24 protein-coding genes are annotated in these 20,444 nt (G+C 42.5%); 15 read left to right on the plus strand and 9 right to left on the minus strand.

Annotation, left to right across the window (positions count from 1 at the left end; all coding sequences use genetic code 11):
- Window positions 1-93 precede the first annotated feature (93 nt).
- Both ilvC and WCY03_RS03400 read left to right on the plus strand, forming a co-directional pair.
- Window positions 94-1,116, plus strand: a complete 1,023-nt coding sequence (gene ilvC / locus WCY03_RS03395) for a ketol-acid reductoisomerase (RefSeq protein ID WP_345993588.1) — start codon at window positions 94-96, stop codon at window positions 1,114-1,116.
- A gap of 299 nt (window positions 1,117-1,415) precedes the next feature.
- On the plus strand, window positions 1,416-1,982 hold the full coding sequence (locus WCY03_RS03400) for an ElyC/SanA/YdcF family protein (RefSeq protein WP_345993589.1): 567 nt from the start codon (window positions 1,416-1,418) through the stop codon (window positions 1,980-1,982).
- On the opposite strand, the gene WCY03_RS03405 is transcribed toward WCY03_RS03400, so the two are convergent.
- The 5 genes from WCY03_RS03405 to rpsF form a co-directional block, all read right to left on the minus strand.
- Window positions 1,971-3,692: a hypothetical protein gene (locus WCY03_RS03405; RefSeq protein WP_345993590.1), complete on the minus strand. Its 1,722-nt coding sequence runs from the start codon at window positions 3,690-3,692 to the stop codon at window positions 1,971-1,973. The two genes, WCY03_RS03400 and WCY03_RS03405, sit on opposite strands and share 12 nt — an antisense overlap.
- A 39-nt stretch (window positions 3,693-3,731) precedes the next feature.
- Complete coding sequence (locus WCY03_RS03410; protein WP_345993591.1) at window positions 3,732-5,123, minus strand: ankyrin repeat domain-containing protein; 1,392 nt, start codon at window positions 5,121-5,123, stop codon at window positions 3,732-3,734.
- Window positions 5,124-5,253: 130 nt separating this feature from the next.
- Window positions 5,254-5,517, minus strand: coding sequence for a 30S ribosomal protein S18 (gene rpsR, locus WCY03_RS03415; RefSeq protein ID WP_345993592.1), 264 nt, complete (start codon window positions 5,515-5,517; stop codon window positions 5,254-5,256).
- Between the two features lie 22 nt (window positions 5,518-5,539).
- Complete coding sequence (locus WCY03_RS03420) at window positions 5,540-6,076, minus strand: single-stranded DNA-binding protein (RefSeq protein ID WP_345993593.1); 537 nt, start codon at window positions 6,074-6,076, stop codon at window positions 5,540-5,542.
- Between the two features lie 19 nt (window positions 6,077-6,095).
- Complete coding sequence (gene rpsF, locus WCY03_RS03425; RefSeq protein WP_345993594.1) at window positions 6,096-6,497, minus strand: 30S ribosomal protein S6; 402 nt, start codon at window positions 6,495-6,497, stop codon at window positions 6,096-6,098.
- 214 nt (window positions 6,498-6,711) lie between these two features.
- Between rpsF and WCY03_RS03430 the strand changes: the two genes are divergently transcribed.
- Window positions 6,712-7,728, plus strand: coding sequence for a divergent polysaccharide deacetylase family protein (locus tag WCY03_RS03430; protein ID WP_345993595.1), 1,017 nt, complete (start codon window positions 6,712-6,714; stop codon window positions 7,726-7,728).
- A gap of 9 nt (window positions 7,729-7,737) precedes the next feature.
- Window positions 7,738-8,514: a DNA-processing protein DprA gene (locus tag WCY03_RS03435; RefSeq protein WP_345993596.1), complete on the plus strand. Its 777-nt coding sequence runs from the start codon at window positions 7,738-7,740 to the stop codon at window positions 8,512-8,514.
- On the opposite strand, the gene queA is transcribed toward WCY03_RS03435, so the two are convergent.
- From queA to hemW, 4 genes are all read right to left on the minus strand, one after another.
- Window positions 8,511-9,575 carry a tRNA preQ1(34) S-adenosylmethionine ribosyltransferase-isomerase QueA gene (gene queA, locus WCY03_RS03440; protein WP_345993597.1) on the minus strand — a complete coding sequence of 355 codons (1,065 nt, stop codon included), beginning with the start codon at window positions 9,573-9,575 and terminating at the stop codon, window positions 8,511-8,513. The two genes, WCY03_RS03435 and queA, sit on opposite strands and share 4 nt — an antisense overlap.
- Window positions 9,535-10,353, minus strand: coding sequence for a twin-arginine translocase subunit TatC (gene tatC / locus WCY03_RS03445; RefSeq protein WP_345993598.1), 819 nt, complete (start codon window positions 10,351-10,353; stop codon window positions 9,535-9,537). The genes queA and tatC overlap by 41 nt, the downstream gene beginning before the upstream one ends.
- A complete protein-coding gene (tatB, locus tag WCY03_RS03450) occupies window positions 10,353-10,754 on the minus strand; it encodes a Sec-independent protein translocase protein TatB (RefSeq protein ID WP_345993599.1) in 402 nt (133 codons plus the stop codon). The genes tatC and tatB overlap by 1 nt, the downstream gene beginning before the upstream one ends.
- A 106-nt stretch (window positions 10,755-10,860) precedes the next feature.
- Window positions 10,861-11,916 carry a radical SAM family heme chaperone HemW gene (hemW, locus tag WCY03_RS03455; RefSeq protein WP_345993600.1) on the minus strand — a complete coding sequence of 352 codons (1,056 nt, stop codon included), beginning with the start codon at window positions 11,914-11,916 and terminating at the stop codon, window positions 10,861-10,863.
- Between the two features lie 107 nt (window positions 11,917-12,023).
- Between hemW and WCY03_RS03460 the strand changes: the two genes are divergently transcribed.
- The 11 genes from WCY03_RS03460 to folP are packed head-to-tail and all read left to right on the plus strand — an operon-like array spanning window position 12,024 to window position 20,440.
- Window positions 12,024-12,428: a DUF1924 domain-containing protein gene (locus tag WCY03_RS03460; RefSeq protein ID WP_345993601.1), complete on the plus strand. Its 405-nt coding sequence runs from the start codon at window positions 12,024-12,026 to the stop codon at window positions 12,426-12,428.
- A 12-nt stretch (window positions 12,429-12,440) separates the two neighbouring features.
- Window positions 12,441-13,019 (plus strand): diheme cytochrome c, encoded by a 579-nt coding sequence (locus WCY03_RS03465; protein ID WP_345993602.1) that lies wholly within the window; start codon window positions 12,441-12,443, stop codon window positions 13,017-13,019.
- 11 nt (window positions 13,020-13,030) lie between these two features.
- Window positions 13,031-14,140, plus strand: a complete 1,110-nt coding sequence (locus WCY03_RS03470; protein WP_345993603.1) for a cytochrome b/b6 domain-containing protein — start codon at window positions 13,031-13,033, stop codon at window positions 14,138-14,140.
- Window positions 14,141-14,142: 2 nt separating this feature from the next.
- Window positions 14,143-14,532, plus strand: coding sequence for a periplasmic heavy metal sensor (locus WCY03_RS03475; protein WP_345993604.1), 390 nt, complete (start codon window positions 14,143-14,145; stop codon window positions 14,530-14,532).
- Window positions 14,525-15,196 carry a response regulator transcription factor gene (locus tag WCY03_RS03480; protein ID WP_345993605.1) on the plus strand — a complete coding sequence of 224 codons (672 nt, stop codon included), beginning with the start codon at window positions 14,525-14,527 and terminating at the stop codon, window positions 15,194-15,196. Before WCY03_RS03475 ends, WCY03_RS03480 begins: the two co-directional genes overlap by 8 nt.
- Before the next feature lie 3 nt (window positions 15,197-15,199).
- Entirely contained in the window at window positions 15,200-16,402 is a 1,203-nt protein-coding gene (locus WCY03_RS03485) for an ArsS family sensor histidine kinase (RefSeq protein ID WP_345993606.1), read from the plus strand.
- Between the two features lie 59 nt (window positions 16,403-16,461).
- The gene (locus WCY03_RS03490) at window positions 16,462-16,932 is read left to right on the plus strand and encodes an RNA pyrophosphohydrolase (RefSeq protein ID WP_345993607.1); all 471 of its coding nucleotides are present in this window, start codon (window positions 16,462-16,464) and stop codon (window positions 16,930-16,932) included.
- The gene (locus tag WCY03_RS03495; RefSeq protein WP_345993608.1) at window positions 16,932-18,143 is read left to right on the plus strand and encodes an aspartate kinase; all 1,212 of its coding nucleotides are present in this window, start codon (window positions 16,932-16,934) and stop codon (window positions 18,141-18,143) included. Before WCY03_RS03490 ends, WCY03_RS03495 begins: the two co-directional genes overlap by 1 nt.
- Window positions 18,144-18,152: 9 nt before the next feature.
- Complete coding sequence (locus WCY03_RS03500) at window positions 18,153-18,698, plus strand: HobA family DNA replication regulator (protein WP_345993609.1); 546 nt, start codon at window positions 18,153-18,155, stop codon at window positions 18,696-18,698.
- Window positions 18,691-19,308, plus strand: a complete 618-nt coding sequence (locus WCY03_RS03505; RefSeq protein ID WP_345993610.1) for a DNA polymerase III subunit delta' — start codon at window positions 18,691-18,693, stop codon at window positions 19,306-19,308. The genes WCY03_RS03500 and WCY03_RS03505 overlap by 8 nt, the downstream gene beginning before the upstream one ends.
- Window positions 19,298-20,440 carry a dihydropteroate synthase gene (folP, locus tag WCY03_RS03510; protein WP_345993611.1) on the plus strand — a complete coding sequence of 381 codons (1,143 nt, stop codon included), beginning with the start codon at window positions 19,298-19,300 and terminating at the stop codon, window positions 20,438-20,440. The genes WCY03_RS03505 and folP overlap by 11 nt, the downstream gene beginning before the upstream one ends.
- The last annotated feature ends 4 nt before the right edge of the window (window positions 20,441-20,444 follow it).

Raw genomic sequence — 20,444 nt, forward strand, 5'->3', positions numbered from 1 at the left:
TATAATGAAAATTTTTGCTTAATTGGAGTATAATTCGCAAAATTTCAAGAGTAAAGCACGGCTTTGCTCATTTATATATGTAAGGAAATAATGATGGCATTGAATGTTTACTATGATAAAGATTGTGATATCAGCATAATCAAAAGTAAAAAAGTTGCAATGATCGGTTTTGGTTCTCAAGGTCACGCTCATGCAGAAAACCTACGTGACAGCGGTGTTGAAGTGATCGTCGGTCTGAAAGAGGGCGGAGCGAGCTGGGCGAAAGCCGAAGCAAAAAACTTTAAAGTTATGACTGTAGCTGAAGCATCTGCTGCAGCTGACGTCGTAATGATTCTGCTTCCTGATGAAACTCAGGCTCATATCTATAAAACCGAGATCGAACCTAACCTTAAAAACGGTGCAACTATTGCTTTTGGTCATGGTTTTAACATCCATTACGGAAGAATTCATCCAAGAGCCGACATCAATGTCACTATGATCGCTCCAAAAGCTCCGGGACACACTGTTCGTTCAGAGTTCGTACGCGGCGGCGGTATCCCTGACCTTATCGCTGTAGGTCAAAACCCAAGCGGAAATACAAAAGAGCTTGCTCTTTCTTATGCATCTGCTATCGGCGGCGGTAGAACAGCTATTATCGAAACTACTTTCAAAGATGAGACTGAGACTGACCTTTTCGGTGAGCAAGCGGTTCTTTGTGGTGGAGCAGCGTCACTTGTTCAAGCCGGTTTTGAGACATTGACTGAAGCTGGTTATGCTCCTGAACTTGCATATTTTGAGTGTCTGCACGAACTTAAACTTATTGTTGATTTGATGTTCCAAGGCGGGATCGCCGATATGAGATATTCTATCAGTAACACTGCTGAGTACGGTGATTATGTCTCCGGTAAACGTGTTATCAATGCTGAGAGTAAAGCTGCTATGAAAGAGATCCTAAAAGAGATCCAAGACGGCAGATTTGCAAAAGATTTCATCCTTGAAGGCCAAGCAGGTTATCCTCGTATGAATGCAGAGCGTGCAAACGCAAGAGCATCTTTGATCGAGCAGACAGGTGTGAAACTAAGAGCTATGATGCCTTGGATATCTGCAAACAAAATCGTAGACACATCTAAAAACTAAAATAGCGGCGCATTTTCTGCGTTGCTCAACCTTCGACGCACTTTGTGTGCGTCTTCAGGTTTCTCGCCTTGAAACTACACCACTCTTTTTGTTTTTAGCAATATAGGAGAGTTATTTTGGAAATCCTTTTTTTTCTTAAAAAATTTATTGCTTTTTTTGTCGAACCTTTTGGTATGATTTTATTCTTTTTATCCCTCGGTTTGTATTTTTTAACTCGATGTAGCCATAAAAAAGCCAAATTTTTTATATCTTTGTCTTTGTTATTGCTATTTCTTTTTTCCTATCCTCCGTTTTCAAATATGCTTGTTACAAATCTGGAGAACCGTTATACGAAATTTGAGTCTACCGATCTTGATATCTCATATATACATGTACTTGGTAACGGAAACAACGACGACTATACCCAGCCTCTCTCAAGCATGCTCAGCGCAGCGGGTACGAAAAGAGTTCTCGAAGGTGTTTTGATCCAAAAAAGATATCCGAATGCAAAACTGATCTTTACGGGATACGAAGGTGATACAACGCTCCCAAATGCCATAGCCAATGCTGATCTGGCAGTTGCATTAGGGGTGAAAAAAGAGATGCTCATCGTCAACCCTCTGCCTCATGACACAAAAGAGGAAGCGCTTTTTACAAAGACCTTAGTAAAAGACAAGCCTTTTATATTGGTGACGTCTGCCGCTCATATGCCCCGTGCGATGAAGCTGTTTAAAGATTTAGGAATGAAGCCGATCCCTGCGCCCACCGATTATAAAAAACAGAAAGTAAGGTCACTTTTTTGTAAACCGAATATAGGCTCTTTTGAGAACTCGCAAAGTGCCATGCATGAGTATATCGGTATGCTGTGGGCCACGTTAGTTCGTTAGATAGATCTTAAACGTTACTCTTCGCGAGCTTTTCTTATCTTCGTTACCCTTTTTGTCGAGCACTTTTTTAGAGTAACTGTAACCGCTCTGTTTTAGTATTTTGGTCAGCCATTTTTTCGTGGACAGATCCTGTTTGTTAAAGATATAACTTATAACGCCAAAAGATCTTTGATATGAAAGGTTCGTGTTGTTCAGATATCCTTTTGAAAAGTCCGCATTGGCCCATTCGCTCGAAGTATGCCCGTTTATTTCCAGAGTCTTTATGTCACTTTTGTATTTTGTCATAGCGGTATCAAGCTTTTTCCAAAAGGCGTCTAGAAAGTTTTTTTGAACCTCCGTGAGTTTGTATTGTCCGGCTTTAAAGTAGAGATTTTCGTCATTAAGGGATATGCTTAGATCCTCTTTTATCATCACTTTGCCGGCTTTGATCTCCTCTTTGAATACTTGGCATAAACGGTCGTAAAAAGATTTTGCGGATGTAGATTTTTGTGCGACGGTTCCGTCACTGTTTAGTTTGAGTATCCACATATTGGATATTTCGCTTCCCTCGAGTGTTTTTGTTCCGACTACCGCATATTTACCGTTTCTTAGGATCGCTACATGATGAAAAACGTCATAACCGTCATAGCCGAAATGCTCCTGCCAGGAGAGTTTAAGCGAAGCATCGAACTTCATAGCGAGCCCGTCCGTATCGGAATTATCAAAGTCGCGGACCTCTCCCACTCCTATGATCGAACCGTTGGAAGCCTGTTTAATGTCATATAAAGCCGAAGCGTAAGCGGTATGTATCGGATTTGTCATCAAGATGTTTTTTTGCAGATCAAATTTGAGAAGGTTTATCTGCTCTTTCTTGTTCTCTTCTATCGAACCCACGGAGGCTAAGAAAGTACCGTCTTTCAGCGCGGTTAATGCATAAGGCTTAAGAGGTTTGTCAAGAGCATAGGTCTTAAACCATATCTTGTCTCCCTGCTCGTTTAATCGCATCAGTACGACATCTTCGGTCGAATCAAAAGAGGTGCTGCCCAAAACGACGATAGATCCGTCAAACCCTTCAGCGGCGTCTATGCCTCTGTCATCGTTTTGCGTTCCGTATTTTTTGCTCCAAAGTATTTCTCCTTTTCTTGAGAATCTGGTGATGAAGATATCGTTTAAACCTAGCCCCGTATTGTACAAAGGATCATATGCGTCGCGCGTCGTCGTTGAAGAGCCTACGGCCAATACTCCGCCGTCTCTTAAAGCGATAAGTCTACTCATCTTGTCAAAATTCTTCGTGCCGAACTCTTTTATAAAAAGCTGATTTCCCGAAGCATCGAGCTTTGTGACGAGAAGCTGGCCGTTTAGGGTATATCCGCCGATAAAATAACCGTTTTGCGTTGTTTTTATAAGAGAAACGGCTTTGTTGAAGCGTGAGAGGTTCGCACTTTTTTCAAGAGTGATCTTTGCGGTGTTGTCGACTCTTACGATATGCATCTGCGTTCCATATGCCGTATTGATGCTTGAGAGATAATCAAAAGGATTCGTATATGTCTTATGAGATACGTTTGAACTTTTAAGATCATCCAAAAAACCAACCGCGCTTATCTGATCGTCATTATCCTCAACGACATCGTACAGGCTGCTGTTGAACCTTTTGTTTATAACCAATTCATAGTCGTTGGTAGAAGCGTTCAGCCAGATCGATAAAAAACAAAGAGCCAGGATATATTTCATATTAAATCTTTTTTAGATTCAAATAGCAAATATTATTCCTTATTTGTTGTGTTCGTATGCGCCGTAGTCTTTGAGCAGGTTGACGAGATCAAGATTTTGCTGCTGCGTTGCTATTTGCAAAGCCGATTGTCCGTTATTTGTCACTATGTTGCTGTTGGCACCCGCGACAAGAAGTCCTTTTACGACATCTCTTTGTGAATAATATACCGCAAATATAAGTGCACTCCATCCGAAATTGTCCGTCCTGTCGATATCTGCATAGTTTTCGATAATCCGCTGCAAAAAGTGGCTGTTGCCCACCGATGTCGCAAGCATGAGAGGAGTTCTTCCGTTTATATCCGTCTTGTTCAGGTTTGCGCCGAGCTGGATCAGTATTTCGAAATGATCCTTTATCATAGAGGTTTCTTTTTGTATGCAGCAGTGCATTAGCGGCGTCCAGCCCAGTTTGTTGATACTCATGTCGACCGTCGCGCCTTTGGCGATAAGTTTTGTCTGTATCTCTCTGAATTTGTCCGCTTTGTCCCTGTATGTGTAGATGGCAAAATGGCACAGCGTTAAAGAGGTATTGACGTTTTCGACAATGTTCACATTGGCACCCGTCTCTATGAGATAGTCGGCAATTTCGTCAAAACCGTATTTTATGGATACCAATAAAGGCGATTGTCCATGTCTGTTCTTTATGTCGATCTCTGCGCCTTTTTTGCATAAAAATTCGACAGTATGCAAAGAGGTCGAGTTTAAGATGGCATATATCAGCGGCGTGTTTTGGTTAATATCCCTTTCATCTATGTTTAAACCTTTGTTGCACAGGTAGTTCATCATTTTTATATCGCCGCTCAGCACGGCCGCGTGCAAGAGGCTTTGGCCTATGCTGTTCTTTTCAAAAAGTACATTCCTGTGTTTTAGGTTTCTTGAAAGATCATAGAGGTTTGCGTTTTTTACGCATGTAAGCAGATTGCTGCTGTGCACTGGTATCTGTTCGGTCGTCTGTAAGAGTTTGATACTTTTTTTGTCTTTATAGTTCAAAGCGTAATCAAGAGCGCTGCGGGACTTTTCATCCTTTTGATCGGGGGAAGCTCCATATTTCAACAAGAGATACACAAGTTCGTAAAGGCAGAGGTTTACTGCAAAATGAAGCGCTGTCCTTCCGTCTTTATCCGATATGTTCACATTCGCGCCGTTTTGCAAAAAAAGATTTATACAATCGACCCTGTTATGGATCGTCGCATAGATGAGAGCAGGAATATGGTGAGAGCTTTTAAGATCTACATCGTATCCGTTATATATCATCTGCTGGATCTTTTGCACGTCGTTTTGTTCGATCGCTTTATATATCTTTTTTTCGGGATGTTCTACGATATTGGTCTCATACATCTGATGCAGCGAAGTCTTTAATATCATAGCGCTTTGTAATCTTTGCATAAACGGCATACATAATCCTCTATAATAAATAAAACTATTGTAATGTATTATCGGATTTTTTTGTTTAAATAAAAAGATAGGAAAGTTTAAAAAGAGTTTTGTAAGGTTTGCGAGTGTTTAAAAACACTCGCGGGATCTACTAACGTAGATTCTCAAACGGTGCAGTAACGACCGCTTTACGAGTAACAGTGTATGGTACCAATGCCGCTGCACGAGCACGTTTGATAACTGTAGATATCATATCTTGGTGACGTTTACAGTTGCCTGTAAGACGACGAGGCATAATTTTGTAACGCTCTGAAAGAGAGAAACGTAACGATGCAACGTCTTTGTAGTCCATGAAGTCTATTTTTGCTTCACAATATTTACAAAATCTTTTTTTGTATTTTCTTTTTTCTGCCATAGGTTTTTCCTTATATTATTTTCTAGAACGGTATTTCATCTTCATCGATGTCGATTACCGGAATATTCGGCTCAGGCATCACTTTTCTTGTTTGTTGTGCAGAGGGCTGCTGGTATGACTGTTCAGCATTTTTTTGCTGTGGAGCGCCATATGATTGATTCGGCTGAGAATAGTTTTGCTGCTGTGTATAATCTTGATCTGCATCAGCAGAGTAAGCAGTTCCGCCGCTATTGTCGCCTTTGGAATCGAGCATCTGCATAGTTTCAACAGTAACAGAGTGCTTTGAGCGTTTTTGTCCGTTTTGATCTACCCATTGTTCAAATGTCAATCTTCCTTCTACGAGGATCTTACTCCCTTTGCGAAGGTATTGGTTTGCGACTTCGGCACTGCGTCCAAAGAAAGTGATATCTACAAAACATACTTCCTCTTTCTTCTCTCCGTTAGCAGAGAATTTGCGAGATGTAGCTATAGCGCTTTTTGCTATACCCATTCCTGTTTGTGAATATCTTAATTCGATGTCACGAGTCAAGTTTCCTACCAATATGATCTTGTTAAACATGGATATTTCCTCTTAATATTTACGCTTGCGCTTCTTCTGTTACTTCTTCAGCAGCTGCAGCTTCCTCTTTTACAGGAGCTTTTTTAGGATTGTTTACTTTTTCGACAAGTTGGTTCCAAGCCGTCACTTCGCGTTTTGTATCATATTTGATAGTAACGAAACGTAAAAGTTCTTCGTTGATTCTAAAACGTCTTTCGATCTCGCTGATCGCAGACGGTTCGACCGTATAATATATTACGTAAAAATATCCGCGCTCGTTTTTAGCGATAGGGTATGCAAGTTTGCGGATCCCCATAGCGTCGCGTGCAGAAATTTCTCCGCCGTTTGATGTGATCACTTCTTCGACAGCAGCGATGCTGCTTTTGATCTCTTCTTCAGTTAATGTTGGTTTTACGATTACTAAGTTTTCGTAATGTCTCATAGAGTATAGTCTCCTCTTGGAATATAGGCCTGTAACAGGCTTTTGTTTCCCTTTCGGATATCAATACATTGCACGGCGTGCAATACAAAGAGAAAGGAACGCGTGATTATACAAAAATTTTACTTAATCCTACTTTTACCCAAAAAGGCAGGAAAACTATGGCATGATGCAATAATAAGTCTTTTATTAGTTCTATTTTGGTTTAATGCTATTCATGAAAAAGAAAAGAACAACAAAAAATAAGAACAGCACGAACAAGATATTAAAGAACTTCATCTGGGTTTTGGTTGCGGTGCTGCTGTCGATAGTCTCCATCGGAATCGGTTATTATTTCGGATATGAAGACGGTTCGAGATACAGCGACATAAGCAGTGCCAAGCAGAAAGAAAAGACGTTAAAAGCGTTGAAAAAGCTTGAAAAAGCCACTGCTTCCTCACAAGAAGAGGATATAAAAGACAGGCTCAAAACCGTTTTAAAAGAGGAACAAAACAGATATGCCCAGGAGGGTGCTTCGCATGAGTATGAAGAATCGCCCGAGCAACTGGAACATCCTCCGATAGTCAAAGCGGTAGCAAAAGAGGGTGTCAAGAGCAGACCCAAACTGGCGATCATCATCGATGACGTCTCTTTTGCAAGAGACGTCAGGGAGATCAAAAAGCTCAACTTGAACGTCACTATGTCTTTTTTACCGCCAAACGCGATACATCCAAACTCTGCCATACTCGCTTCAAAAGAGCCTTTTTACATGGTCCACCTGCCTATGGAGGCTATGAATTTTCATGCTTCCGAGCCTATTACGCTAAAAGTGAGAGATTCGCAGCAGGTCATCATGAAAAGGATAGATCAGATCGTAAAACTGTTTCCGAGGGTCAAATACATAAACAACCATACGGGAAGCAAGTTTACTTCAAACGAAGTAGCTATGAACAGACTGATCTTTGCTCTGAACAAGTATCATATAAACTTCGTCGACAGCAGGACGATAGCCGAGACAAAGGTTCCAAAAGTCATGAAAGCCTACGGAAAAAGATATATTGCAAGGGATGTTTTTTTGGACCACAAGATGGAAGTCGATTATGTGAAAGGCCAGATAAGAGAAGCCGTCAAAGTTGCGAAACTAAAAGGCTACGCGATAGCCATAGGGCACCCGCATGAAAACACGTTAGAGGCTCTGCGCGAATCTAAAGATATACTTTCCCAAGTAGATCTGGTGCAGATAAACAAGATATAAAGCATAGCTATGAGAGGAGTGATCGAAGAAGCTATCGAAGCGCTCTCTTTGATGCAGAACTATCCCCAAAAGCTTTCTTACAGCGGAGACCCGTCTCTGCTCAAACGTAAAAAAATATCCGTCATCGGAAGCAGAAAACCGAATCCCTATACAAAAGCAGCGACACATCAGCTCTCTCAGGCACTGAGCCGTGCAGGGATCTGCATCGTCAGCGGCGGAGCGATGGGCGTGGACGCCATAGCCCACGGTGGTGCAAAAGCTTCAAACACCGTTGCAGTGCTGCCAAACGGATTAGATCACAAGTATCCCGCCATCAATAAAAAACTGCTTGCCTCCATAGAAAAAGAGGGGCTGCTGCTCAGTCAGTTCGACGATGATTTTAAAGCGACTCCGTGGAGCTTTGTCGTAAGAAACGAGCTGGTCGTCGCACTCGGCGAAATCCTTGTCGTGACCCAGGCGGATCTTGACAGCGGAAGCATGCGAAGCGTAGAGTTTGCGCTTGATATGGGCAAGGAGATATACGTCCTGCCTCACAGACTGGGCGAGAGCAAAGGAACGAACTCGCTCTTGCAAAAGGGTCTTGCTAAAGCGATATACGACATCGACGAGTTCGCCGCCCGATTCGCAGGCATTCAGAACATACTCAGACCCGATGATGAGTTCATAGAGTTTTGCAAGGGTGCTCCTACTTACGACGAAGCGATGCTAAAGTATCAAGACAAGGTGTACGAAGCCGAGTTAGAGGGTCAGATAAGCGTACGAAACGGGAAAGTGTATGTGATCTAAAGGATGAGCATCGCGTCGCCGTAGGAGTAAAAACGGTAATGCTCTTTTATCGCCTCTTCATAAAGCCCAAGCGCTTTTTCCACGCCCACAAAAGAGGCTACGAGCATCAGCAGCGTCGATTTGGGAAGGTGGAAGTTCGTCAGCAGATAGTTCACCCTTTGGGGCGGATTGTTCGGGTGCAAAAAGAGGTTTGCTTCGCCTCTGGCTTTTTTGCCGTGTTGGACGTAGTACTCCACCGTTCTTGCCGATGTCGTTCCCACACAAAGAATAGGCGTGTCGGAATCGAGCAGCTTTAGCGCTTCTTCTGAGATATCGTAGTATTCGCTATGCATCGGATGTTTTAGTATCTCTTCCTCTTCGACGGGTTTAAATGTCCCTGCGCCTACATGCAGGGTCACAAAAGCGTGTTTAAAAGTCCTGCATACTCTTTGGTGCTGTTCTTGCGTAAAGTGAAGCGATGCGGTGGGAGCCGCAACGGCTCCCTCGTTTCTGGCAAAGACGCTTTGGTAATCCTTTTCGTCCTCTTTGGCATCTTCTCGCTGCATATATGGAGGAAGCGGGATATGTCCTATCTTTTCGATGATGGGCAGAAGATCTTCAAATCTCAGCTCTTTGCCCTCTGTAAAGAAGAGGACATCGCGTGAGCCGTCTTCATGAAGTCTGATGATCTTTGCATAAAGACCTTCATCAAAGAGTATCTTTGTGCCGGGTTTTACTCTGCCTCGTATATAGACGTTCGTCTCGACGGCGTTAAGCGGTCTGTTTATGAGCAGTTCGACCTTGCCTCCGCTCTCTTTTGTGCCGTAAAGACGCGCTTTTATGACTTTTGTGTCGTTGAATATCAAAGCCGCGTCTTTTGGGATGAACTTTTCAAGTTCGTAAAAGTATGTGTGGGTAAGCATGTCGGTCGCTCTTTCATACACAAGCAGTCTGGCAGAGTCGCGGGGCTCGACGGGGTGAGTAGCTATAAGCTCCTCTGGGAGCTTAAAATCATAGCTGGAAGTTAAAAGAGGGTCGAGTTTATTCAATCTCTTTTTTTTCTTCCTCTTCTTCTTCCTCATCATCCTCTTCGTCTTCGTCGCTTTCTTCTTCCTCATCGTCTTTAGGGGCAGGATTGACGAATTTCACTATCAGGATCGACAGTCCGTACAATCCGATGAGAGGAAACGCCATAAGAAGCTGTGTCAAGACATCAGGAGGCGTCAGCAGCGCCGCGAGTATAAAGATGATGACGATCGCATATTTGAAAAACGATGTCAGCGTCTTGTCGGTGATAAGCCCGATAAGCGCCAAAAAGTATGCAAATACGGGAAGCTCAAAAGCGATACCGAAACCGAACATGATCTTGGTAAAGAAACCTACGTAATCTTCGATGTTTATTAAAGGAGTAAACTTGAAACTACCGAAGGTGATGAGAAAATCAAAACCAAAAGGGGTGACGACATAGTATGCAAACGCAACACCGATGGCAAACATGATAGTCCCGCCGAACACGAACGGCAGAAGCATCTTTTTCTCGTTGTCGTACAGTCCCGGAGCAACGAAAAGCCATATTTGAGCAAGTATGATCGGAAGAGAGCCCAGAATCGCGGCAAAAAAGGCGACCTTCATCGCCACAAAGAACGCTCCACCGACCTGATTGGTCGTTACCATACCATTAGCAGCAAGAGCAGATACCCTTCCGACGTCAATAAGCGCTTTGTTTAAGGGTGCCGTCATCCAAGTAAGCAGCGGCTCGTGAAAATAGAACATGACTATGAACATAACAAAAAGTGTAATAGCCGATATCGTCAGTCTTTTTCTCAGATCGGCAAGGTGCGGTTTTAGGTCTTCAAACATTATTCATTCTCTTCTTTGGGTGTTTTTTCTTTTTTCTTGAACGTGACTTCTTCTTTTTCTTTGACCGGTTCTTTCTTGGTTCTCGGTTTTGGTTTCGGCTTTGGTTTGGACTCTTCTACCGTTACGTCATAAAGATCTTCTTTTATGTTGTTTATGGGGTTGATGCTTTTTAGATTATTGCCTGCGCTTGTGAGCTCTTTTTTGTATGCCAGCGCTTCGTCTTTGATGTCGGCGAGATGGAGTTCCTCTTCAAGGGAATCTTTTGCCGTAGCAACGAGTTTTTTTACTTTTTTTATTGTTCTTGCTATCTCTACCATAGCTTGAGGAAGCTTATCTGGCCCTAAAAATATTATTGCTACAACGGCGATAAGTAGTAATTCAGTGAAACCCATACCAAACATTATTGTTTCCTCATAAAAAAAATTTTCCGATTTTATCTCAAATAAGATTTAAATCCACTTATACCGATTCAATCACTGTGTTTAGAATTTCGGTTTTGATATTCTATCAGTTTATGATAAATAGTGATATCTCATCGCTCAAGAGATAATCAAGATTGTAAAACGTATTACCGTTTTTTACAAGTTTTTTCTCATCTGCAAGCAGTTGTGCTCTTTTTAACTCCTTTTCGGAGAGTATCTTTTCATCGACACCGACAATGCTTCGCAGACCCAAAAACAGTTTTTCCTCTTTCTGCTCCTGTGCAGTGAGCTTCTCCTCTCTTGCATGCAGAGGATCGCGTATGTAAGCTTCCAGATCGCTTGAAGGATAGTACCTTACTCCGTTTTTGCATCCCACGGCTCCGCTTCCCGCACCTATGTAGTCTTTGTATTGCCAGTATCCCAGATTGTGTCTGCTTTGGTATCTGCCGAAGTTGGATATCTCATACTGGGTGAACCCTTTTTCTTTGATGGTTTCAAAGACGAAGTTTGTAAGCGAGAGCTTCTCAAGCGCGGCATCGGGTTTTTTCTCAAAAGGCGTACCTTCCTCTATGGTCAGTGCGTAGGCGCTCAGATGGTTGATGGGCAGTTCAAACGCCTGTCTGAAGTCTTCTTGCAGAAGCTCTTTGGTATCTAACACCGTGGCGTAGATGAGATCGATAGAGATATTTTGTATCCCTGCATCTGCGGCATCTTTTACAGCGCGCAGGGCATCGTCTCTGTTGTGCGCGCGGTTTAAGAACTTTAGTTTTTTATCATCGAAGCTCTGAACGCCGAAACTTATGCGGTTGATGCCGAGCTCTTTCATCTCCTCTATCCAAGTACGCGTCGCGCTGTTTGGATTTGCTTCTGTTGTTATCTCCGCATCATCCGCTATGTAGGGGTTTATAAGCTCGAATATCTTTTTATAAAGTGCGGCGGATACGGTCGAAGGAGTGCCTCCGCCTATAAAGACGGTCTCGATCTCCTTTTCTTTGACGTCGAATCTTTTTAACTCATAAAAGAGCTGCAGGTACAGGGCGTCCATATAGCTTTTTTTGAGATGAAACTTATCGACATAGGAGTTGAACGAACAGTAGAAGCATTTGGAATCGCAAAAAGGGATATGTATATAAAGCAGCATACGAAATTATAGCCAAATGTGTCAAGAAACTGTCAAGAAACTGTCCTGTGCCTCTTGATTGTTTTGGGGAATAATTTTGACTGTAAAGATGATTTCAGGAGAAAGTTATGAAAAAGATTTTGACGATTTTAGGTCTGTTTGCAGTGATGGGTCTTGCCGCACCGATCGACGGATATATGCAGACGCTGGCAGCAGAAGCGAAAAAAGCCGATGCCGGCTTTAGCGGATTTGACGCCAAAAGAGGAGAAAAGATATTTACCTCCGAGCATATCGGTAAAAAAGGCAAAAGCATCTCTTGTGCGAGCTGCCACACTGGCGACTTGAAAAAGGCGGGAGAAAACACGTTCACGGCAAAAGCCATAGAGCCTCTTTCGCCAAAAGCGAACGCGAAAAGACTTAGCGACGTAAAAAACGTGGAAAAATGGCTGAGACGCAACTTTAACGACGTCTATAACAGAGAAGGCAGTGCGCTTGAAAAGGGCGACGTGCTTACATACATCCAAAACTATTAAGAGGAGAAGATCATGAAAAAATATCTGATAATGGCGCTAAGCGCCGCAACGCTCATTGGAGGAGCCGTACTTTTTGCGGATGATGATGAAAGATACGAGAAAAGAGTCTATGAGCATAGTAAAACAAACATGCAGACGAACACGCCAAAGAGAGCTTTAAACGAATTTGAAAAAACATATCAAAAGGAGTGCGGTTCATGTCATATGGCGTATCAGCCGGAGTTCTTGCCAAAACGTTCATGGAACAAGATGATGGAGGGCCTTGACAACCACTTCGAAGTGGACGCGACGCTTGATCCAAAAGACCGTAAAACGATACTCGCATATCTGACAAGCAATGCGGGAGATTCAAAATACAGATCAAAACATTTTTCAAAGATGTCAAACAGCGTGGCAAAAGATGAAGCTCCGCTAAGGATCAGCGAGACTCCGTACTTTATCAAAGAGCACAGAAAGATCCCAAAACGCCTCATAGAACAAAAAGAGGTCAAAAGTATCGCCAACTGTACGGCATGCCATACGACAGCAGATAAGGGCATCTATTCCGAGAGAGCCATAAAGATCCCTAATTACGGAAGATGGGACGACTAAGGAGGCCTTAGATGAAAGCATATGTCTGGAGTCTTCCGACCCGCGTATTTCATATGATGTTCGCCGCTTTTATTGCAGCGGCCATTCTTAGCGGGGATGAAGACAGTCTTTTAAACATCCATGCGAGTCTGGGTTACGCCATAGGCGTGCTTGTCGTATACAGAATCGTATGGGGATTTGCGGGACCTCGGTATTCAAGATTTTCGGATTTTCCTCTAAGTCTTAAAGAGTTAAAAGAGTTCATGCTGAACATATTCGATCATAAAAAATATGCGGGACATAATCCTGCGGCTTCTTTTGTGATGGTGACTATGCTTATCGTCGTCTTTTTGACGGTCGCGACGGGAATACTGGCATACGGCATTCAAGAGGGAAGAGGGATACTCGGTTTTTTAAACTCTCCCTATTTCAAAGAGATGAAACTCTTTAAAGAGATACATGAGTTCTTCTCCACTTTTTTGATGATACTTATCGCTGCGCATCTGGGCGGAGTGGCGTTTGACAGGCTGATAGATAAAAAAACGGATACTCTGGGTTCGATCGTAAACGGACATAAAAACATTGATGCGCCTAGCGTGACGCTGAACCTGTTTCAAAAACTGTTTTCGTTCTTTGCGCTTACTCTGGCAGCGGGTGTGCTTTTTTATTCGCTTTTTTTTAACTCTGTTTTGACAAAGAGCACTCACAAAGAGATCTCTTATGAAAAAGAGCATTCTGCATTCGTAGCTGAATGCGCCTCCTGCCATACTCTGTATCCGCCGCATCTGCTGTCCCGCGCATCATGGGAAAAAGTGATGAACAGTTTAGATGATCACTTTGGCGACGATGCTTCTTTGGATGAGCAGACAAGGGTTTCTATAAGAGATTATCTGATGAAAAATTCCGCGGAAAGCTCGACAAAAGAAAGTGCGTTTTATATTTTGAACTCATTAAAAAAGAGTGAAGATATCATAGCCGTAACGCAGACTCCGTATTGGAAACACAGGCATAAATCGATAGATAAAAATATATTCAGCTCAAAAGAGATAAAATCTAAAGCGAACTGTAAAGCCTGTCACTCTGATATAGAAAGAGGGCTTATCGAAGACAGTAATATAAAAATACCTAAGATCGGGGTATGAGAATGAAAGCGTTTTTAATCTTTTTGCTGCTCTTTTCCTTTGCTTTTGGCGAGGAGAAACATAAACATGGGGATCATGAATTCCATATGCCGCGGGATATGGGATACCTGCATCTGGATGAAGGGCAGAGAGACAAAATCTCAAAAATCCTTTCTAAAAACGAAAGAGACCTTGAAGAGCTTCATAGAAGAAAAGAGCTTGCCGAGATGAAAACAAAGCGTCTTTTTTTAGAAAAAGATTTCGATATAAAAGCTTATAAGAGACTGATGGTAGAATTAAAAACAGAGTCCGTACATATTCAGGCGGAAATGTTTCGGCAGATGCATGATATATTGACACCCAAACAAAGAGAGCTTTTTTTATACTATATGAAGGAGTGGGAAGTTGAATAAACGGATACTTCTTATAGAAGATGAGATCGAGATGCAAGAACTCATCTCAAACTATCTCCTCAACTACGGATACGATGTCGTATCCTATACAAAGCCCAAAGACGCGATCGAAGATTTTAAAAAGAACGCGGATAGATACGACATCGTCATCTTAGATCTTATGCTTCCCGATATGGACGGCTTTGATGTCTGCAAGAATTTAAAAAGCTATGCCGATATTCCCGTTATCATCTCCTCCGCCAGAGGTGATATCGGCAACAAGATACACGGTTTTGAGATAGGTGCGGACGACTATCTTGCCAAGCCGTATGAACCCAGAGAACTTGTCCTTCGCATAGAAGCGGTGCTAAAACGTGCCCAAAAAAGCGATAGATTGAAAATATCCGATTTTACGGTCGATGAATCCAGCCGGGAAGTGATGCTTGAAGACTACCCCATAGAGTTTACCAAGGTGGAGTTCGAGATATTCGTATATCTTTTAAAAAACCGCAATAAAGTGGTTTCAAGAGAGCAGCTTATCAACTCCACTTCATTGCATCATGACACAAAAAACAGGACGATCGACATGCACATAAGCAACATCCGCCAAAAGATAGGCGATGATTCAAAAGATGCCAAATATATAAAATCCGTGTGGGGGATAGGGTATAAATTTACAGGATAGATAATGTCTATACAAAAAAAGATAACCATTCTCTTTCTCAGCAGTCTTGTGACCATGAGCCTTATTGCGCTGTGGGTAGAGAGAACAAATTTGCAAAAAGCCCGTACTATCGAGCAAAACAGCTATCTTACAAGTGCAAAAGAGCTTTTTACCCCTCTTGTCAATAAGCAAGAAAGCGAGCTGAACAAAAGGATAGAAGAGCTGGGGCTTCAGATCATCACAGACGGCAAGATCATTAAAAACGCAGAGATCGTATTTATGCAGCCCCACACCTTCGGCGTCCTTAAAATAATCAAATATTCTCAGAGATATTACCTTTATATCAAGTATTTGGATCAAGAGCTGCTTTTGTACGACACTGCTCAAGACGAGAGCAGGAACGAGCGTTATATAACCAATTCGCTTGTTGTTTTGGACGTGGTATTAATGGTCGTTATCTATCTTGTGATACTAAAGATACTTTCTCCTCTCAAATATATCAGCCAGAAGATGAGACAGTTTTCAAAAGGCAATCTTTTTGCGCGTTCAGCCGTAAAGACAAAGGATGAGATAGGCGATGTCTCACGGAGCTTTAATGAGATGGCCTCGCGTCTGGAGGAGATGATAAACGCAAGAGAGGAGCTTTTAAGAGATGTCGGTCATGAGCTCAGAACACCTATAGCAAAAGGAAAATTTGCATTGGAAGGAGTGGCGGAATCCAAAGAAAAAGAGATCATAAAAAGAGCTTTTAACGATCTGGATACTTTGACAAGCGAGATCCTTCAAATGCAGCTTTTAAACAAGGAAGATCTGCTTGAATACGGCAGATTCAAAGCGCAAACGCTCATTGCCGAAGCTCTTTCGAAGCTGTACATAGAAGATGAGGACGATATAAAAGTAGAGATAGAGGACTTTGAGATAGAGGGCGATCTGCATTATCTCTCAACGGCACTGAAAAATCTCATAGACAACGCTTTGAAATATTCGACCTCAAAACCCGTCATTATAAAAGCACAAAAGAGAAAAATATCGATATGCAGCAGCGGCGAAGAGCTGGACAGGGAACTCGAACATTATCTTCAGGCGTTCACTCAGCAGGAGCGATTACAAAAAGGGTTCGGAATAGGTCTTAATATCGTGAGCAAGATTGTCCAAAAGCACGGCTTTAAGCTCGATTATGCATATTTGGAAGGAAAAAACATATTTACGATCGTTTTTGTTGCCTAGAGTTATATTAATTTAATTACTTTTTTACTATAATCGCGTTATTAACTTTAGGATTTTTTATGACAAACACAAAACCGTACCGTCCAAACGTTTCAGCTATAATAGTATCAAGCAAATATCCCCAAGAGAAAGAGATATTTATAGCAGAACGTTCGGATCTTGCGGATGTTTGGCAGTTTCCTCAAGGCGGGATCGATATGGGTGAATCTCCAAAAGAGGCCCTGTACCGTGAGCTGAAAGAGGAGATAGGTACCGATGATGTCAAGATAATTGCCGAGTATCCTGAATGGATCGCATACGATTTTCCAAAACATATCATAAAACGTATGAAACCGTATCACGGTCAGACACAAAGATATTACTTGGTGAGGCTGAAAAAGAAAGCAACTATTAATCTAGATACAAAACATCCGGAGTTCGTAAAATACAAATATGTTTCGCTCGATGAGGTGATGAACATCACGGCGGATTTTAAAAAACCTGTTTATAAAAAGGTGATTGAATATTTTAAATCAGAGGGTTATCTATAATGTTAATTGTACAAAAGTTTGGCGGTACTAGCGTCGGAGACTTGGAGAGGATCCAAAATGTCGCAAACCGTGTAAGCAAAACAGTCAAAGAGGGTCATAAAGTCGTGGTCGTTGTTTCGGCCATGAGCGGTGAGACGAACAAGCTTTTAGGCTATGCCGAGCATTTTAGCAAGAACCCTTCAAGAAACGAAGTCGATATGCTGCTCAGCTCGGGCGAAAGAGTCACTGCAGCACTTCTCTCTATCGCGTTAAACGAGATGGGGCTGCCTGCCGTGTCTATGACGGGACGTGCTGCGGGGATCGTAACGGATGCCGTACACACAAAAGCAAGAATCGAGAAGATCGATCCTTCAAGGATGCACAATGAACTCGATGCGGGCAAGATCGTAGTCGTAGCAGGTTTTCAGGGCGTGGACGAAAACGGAAACGTGACGACTCTTGGACGAGGCGGGAGCGATCTTTCGGCTGTAGCCATCGCAGGCGCGCTCGAAGCCGATCTGTGTGAGATATATACCGACGTCAGCGGTATCTATACCACCGATCCGCGTATCGAGCCAAAAGCCAAAAAACTTGACCGTATCTCTTATGACGAGATGCTTGAACTTGCCAGTCTGGGCGCCAAGGTTTTACAAAACCGTTCGGTGGAGCTGGCTAAAAAGCTGAATGTAAACCTTGTGACACGCACAAGCTTTACGGATGAAGAGGGAACATTAATCACTAAGGAAGAAAATATTATGGAAAAACCACTAGTCAGCGGTATCGCACTGGATAAAAATCAGTCTCGCATCTCTTTGATGGGCGTAAAAGACCGCCCGGGCATCGCTTCGGATATATTCAACAAATTGGCTAAGAACAATGTGAATATAGATATGATAATCCAGACGGTAGGTCATGACGGCATGACAAATCTTGATTTTACCGTTCCGAAAAACGAGGTAATGGATGCAAAAAGCGTCGTAGATACTTTCCTTGATGCCCACGAGATACAAGAGGTTTCTTATGATGATAATATCTGCAAAGTCTCTATCGTCGGCGTAGGAATGAAATCGCATACCGGAGTCGCCGCAAAAGCGTTCTCGTCGATGGCGGATGAAAACATAAATATACTTATGATATCTACTTCCGAGATAAAGGTCTCCATGGTCATCTGTGAAAAATATGCAGAACTTGCGGTGCGTTCTCTTCATAACGCATACTCTTTAGATAAGTAAGCAGCGGATATGCAAGATTTTGAGAAATGGACTTTAGACGCTATCCGTAGCGACGGTGCGAGTTTAAGCTGGCTTGAAGAGTGCAGGTTTGAATGGACTACCGTCGCCGAGTTCGCCGTTTCTCAGATTATGGAGGGCAAAACCATTGTCCTCATCACCGACCGTGAGCGAAAATGGTTCGAGCAGTATGTACTTTCTGTTTTGAACAAATCTTCAAACGACCGTCCGATAATACCTATAGTCAGTATCGACAGCGTATATACCCACTACGACGAAGTTTCGGGTGCGAAGATGATAGATATGATAGACGATATGCTCTCTATCTCTTATAAAGAGGATTATTTTTTCTGGTATATAGGAAAAGGCGAAGATAAAAGAGTAGACATAGCAAAACGTAAAGATAACAGTTTTTTGTGGATATTCGATGAAGACTTTCAAAACTCTTTTGTTATGAGATCGTATGATTCGCTGCTTGACATAAAGCTTCTGCAGCTTTTTAACCTCTTTAATCTCTCTTTGAGCGCTGCGCTCTTTGGAGAAGTCGAAGTTGAATGATCTCGGTTCGCACATCATAATCAGCCAAGAGGTGGAAGAGTCTCTTTCTTCTCTTTTGCAAGAGCTTAAAAGCGCAAGAACCGTAACCTTTGTCGAAGAGGATTTTAAAGTAGAACATGCAAAAGCGGTCGTAGCCGAAGCTTATATAAGTGAAGAAAATAAAAAATACATCGTTATCGCAGCGAAAAATTTTAACTCCATTTCTCAAAATGCACTTTTAAAGATCTTTGAAGAACCGCCCAGAAACATCGTTTTTATCATTATCGTCCCTTCAAAATCGATCCTTCTGCCGACTATACGCTCACGTCTTCCTATCCTTAAAAACAGATATCATCAAAAGATAAAAGAGATAGAGTTCGATTTCTCAAAGATCGACAATGCTATGATATTCAAGTTTTTAAAAGAGAATGAAAGGGTCAAAAAACATGAGGCAAAAGAGATCCTCGAAGCCCTTTTTTACAGAGCGACGGCAGTGGACAGGCTGATACTTACCAAATATCAGTTGGAATGTTTCGATAAGGCGTACAGGCTGATAGAACTCAATTCAAGGGTTCAAAGCGTATTTGCTTTGGTACTGATGAGCTTTTTGGGAGGCAGTGATGCAGATTGAAAAACTAAGCAACGACATAGACCGTAAAAAGTATCTTAAGAAGCTGGGAGTGGACAGCGGTGGGATCGATATCCTTGCCTCAAAGATGAAGCATCATGTCTTTTATATCAAAGATATGCATGTGGGTGCTGCAAATATACTCAAACAAGACGCTCTTTCCATCGGTGCCGATCTGGCGGTTCCAAGAGGCACCGTAACGGCAAAAGAGAAAAAGGTCGATGCGATGCTCATCGTCACACAAAAACAGCTGGTGGAGCTCAGCAGAAAAGAGCTTGCTCAGCCTTTGGGTTTGAAGGAACTCGCCAAAGAACTGAAGCTTTTTTCAAGATCGGTCATGCCAAAAAAAGTCGATGTGATGGGAGTCATCAACGCGAACGACGACAGCTTTTTTGAAGGCAGCCGTTTTCAAAATTTTGAGGCGTTAAGCAAGATAGAAGAGATGATAGAGCAGGGCGCTTCTATTATAGACATAGGCGGTGTCTCTTCCCGTCCGGGAAGCCTTGCTGTGAGTCCAGATGAGGAACTTTCACGCGTAAAACCTTTGGTAGACGCTCTATATGAAGAGAAACTTTTTGAAAAAGCAGTTTTTAGTATAGACAGTTATGAGCCAAAAGTGATCTCTTACGTTTTGGAGCGGGGATTTAAAACGGTAAACGATATCACCGGACTGGCAAATGATGAAGTGTGCAGGCTTTGTGCGGCTTACGGCGCAACGGCGGTGATCATGCATATGAAAGGCACTCCGCAGAGTATGCAGCAAGATCCCGTCTATGACAACGTTGTCTTAGAGGTAGAGGATTTTTTTAGACAGAGAATGGAAAAAGCCGACGCTTTTGGGATAAAAGACATTGTCCTTGATGTGGGGATCGGATTTGGAAAGACGCTTTTGCATAATCTGAAATTGATAAAAAATCTGGAACATTTTTTATATTTCGGGCATCCTCTTTTAGTAGGTGCGAGTAGAAAGTCCATGATAAATACCATAAGCGGTTCTGAGGCAAAAGACAGATTAGCAGGGACATTGGCTCTGCATCTTAAAGCCGTAGATAACGGTGCTTCTATCATAAGAGTACATGACGTTTATGAACATATGCAGGCTCTGCGCGTAAGAGACGCGCTCAAGGAAGCGTAAAGGG

Origin of the sequence: Sulfurimonas sp. HSL-1716 (assembly GCF_039645975.1) — a bacterium.
Lineage (GTDB): Bacteria > Campylobacterota > Campylobacteria > Campylobacterales > Sulfurimonadaceae > Hydrocurvibacter > Hydrocurvibacter sulfurireducens.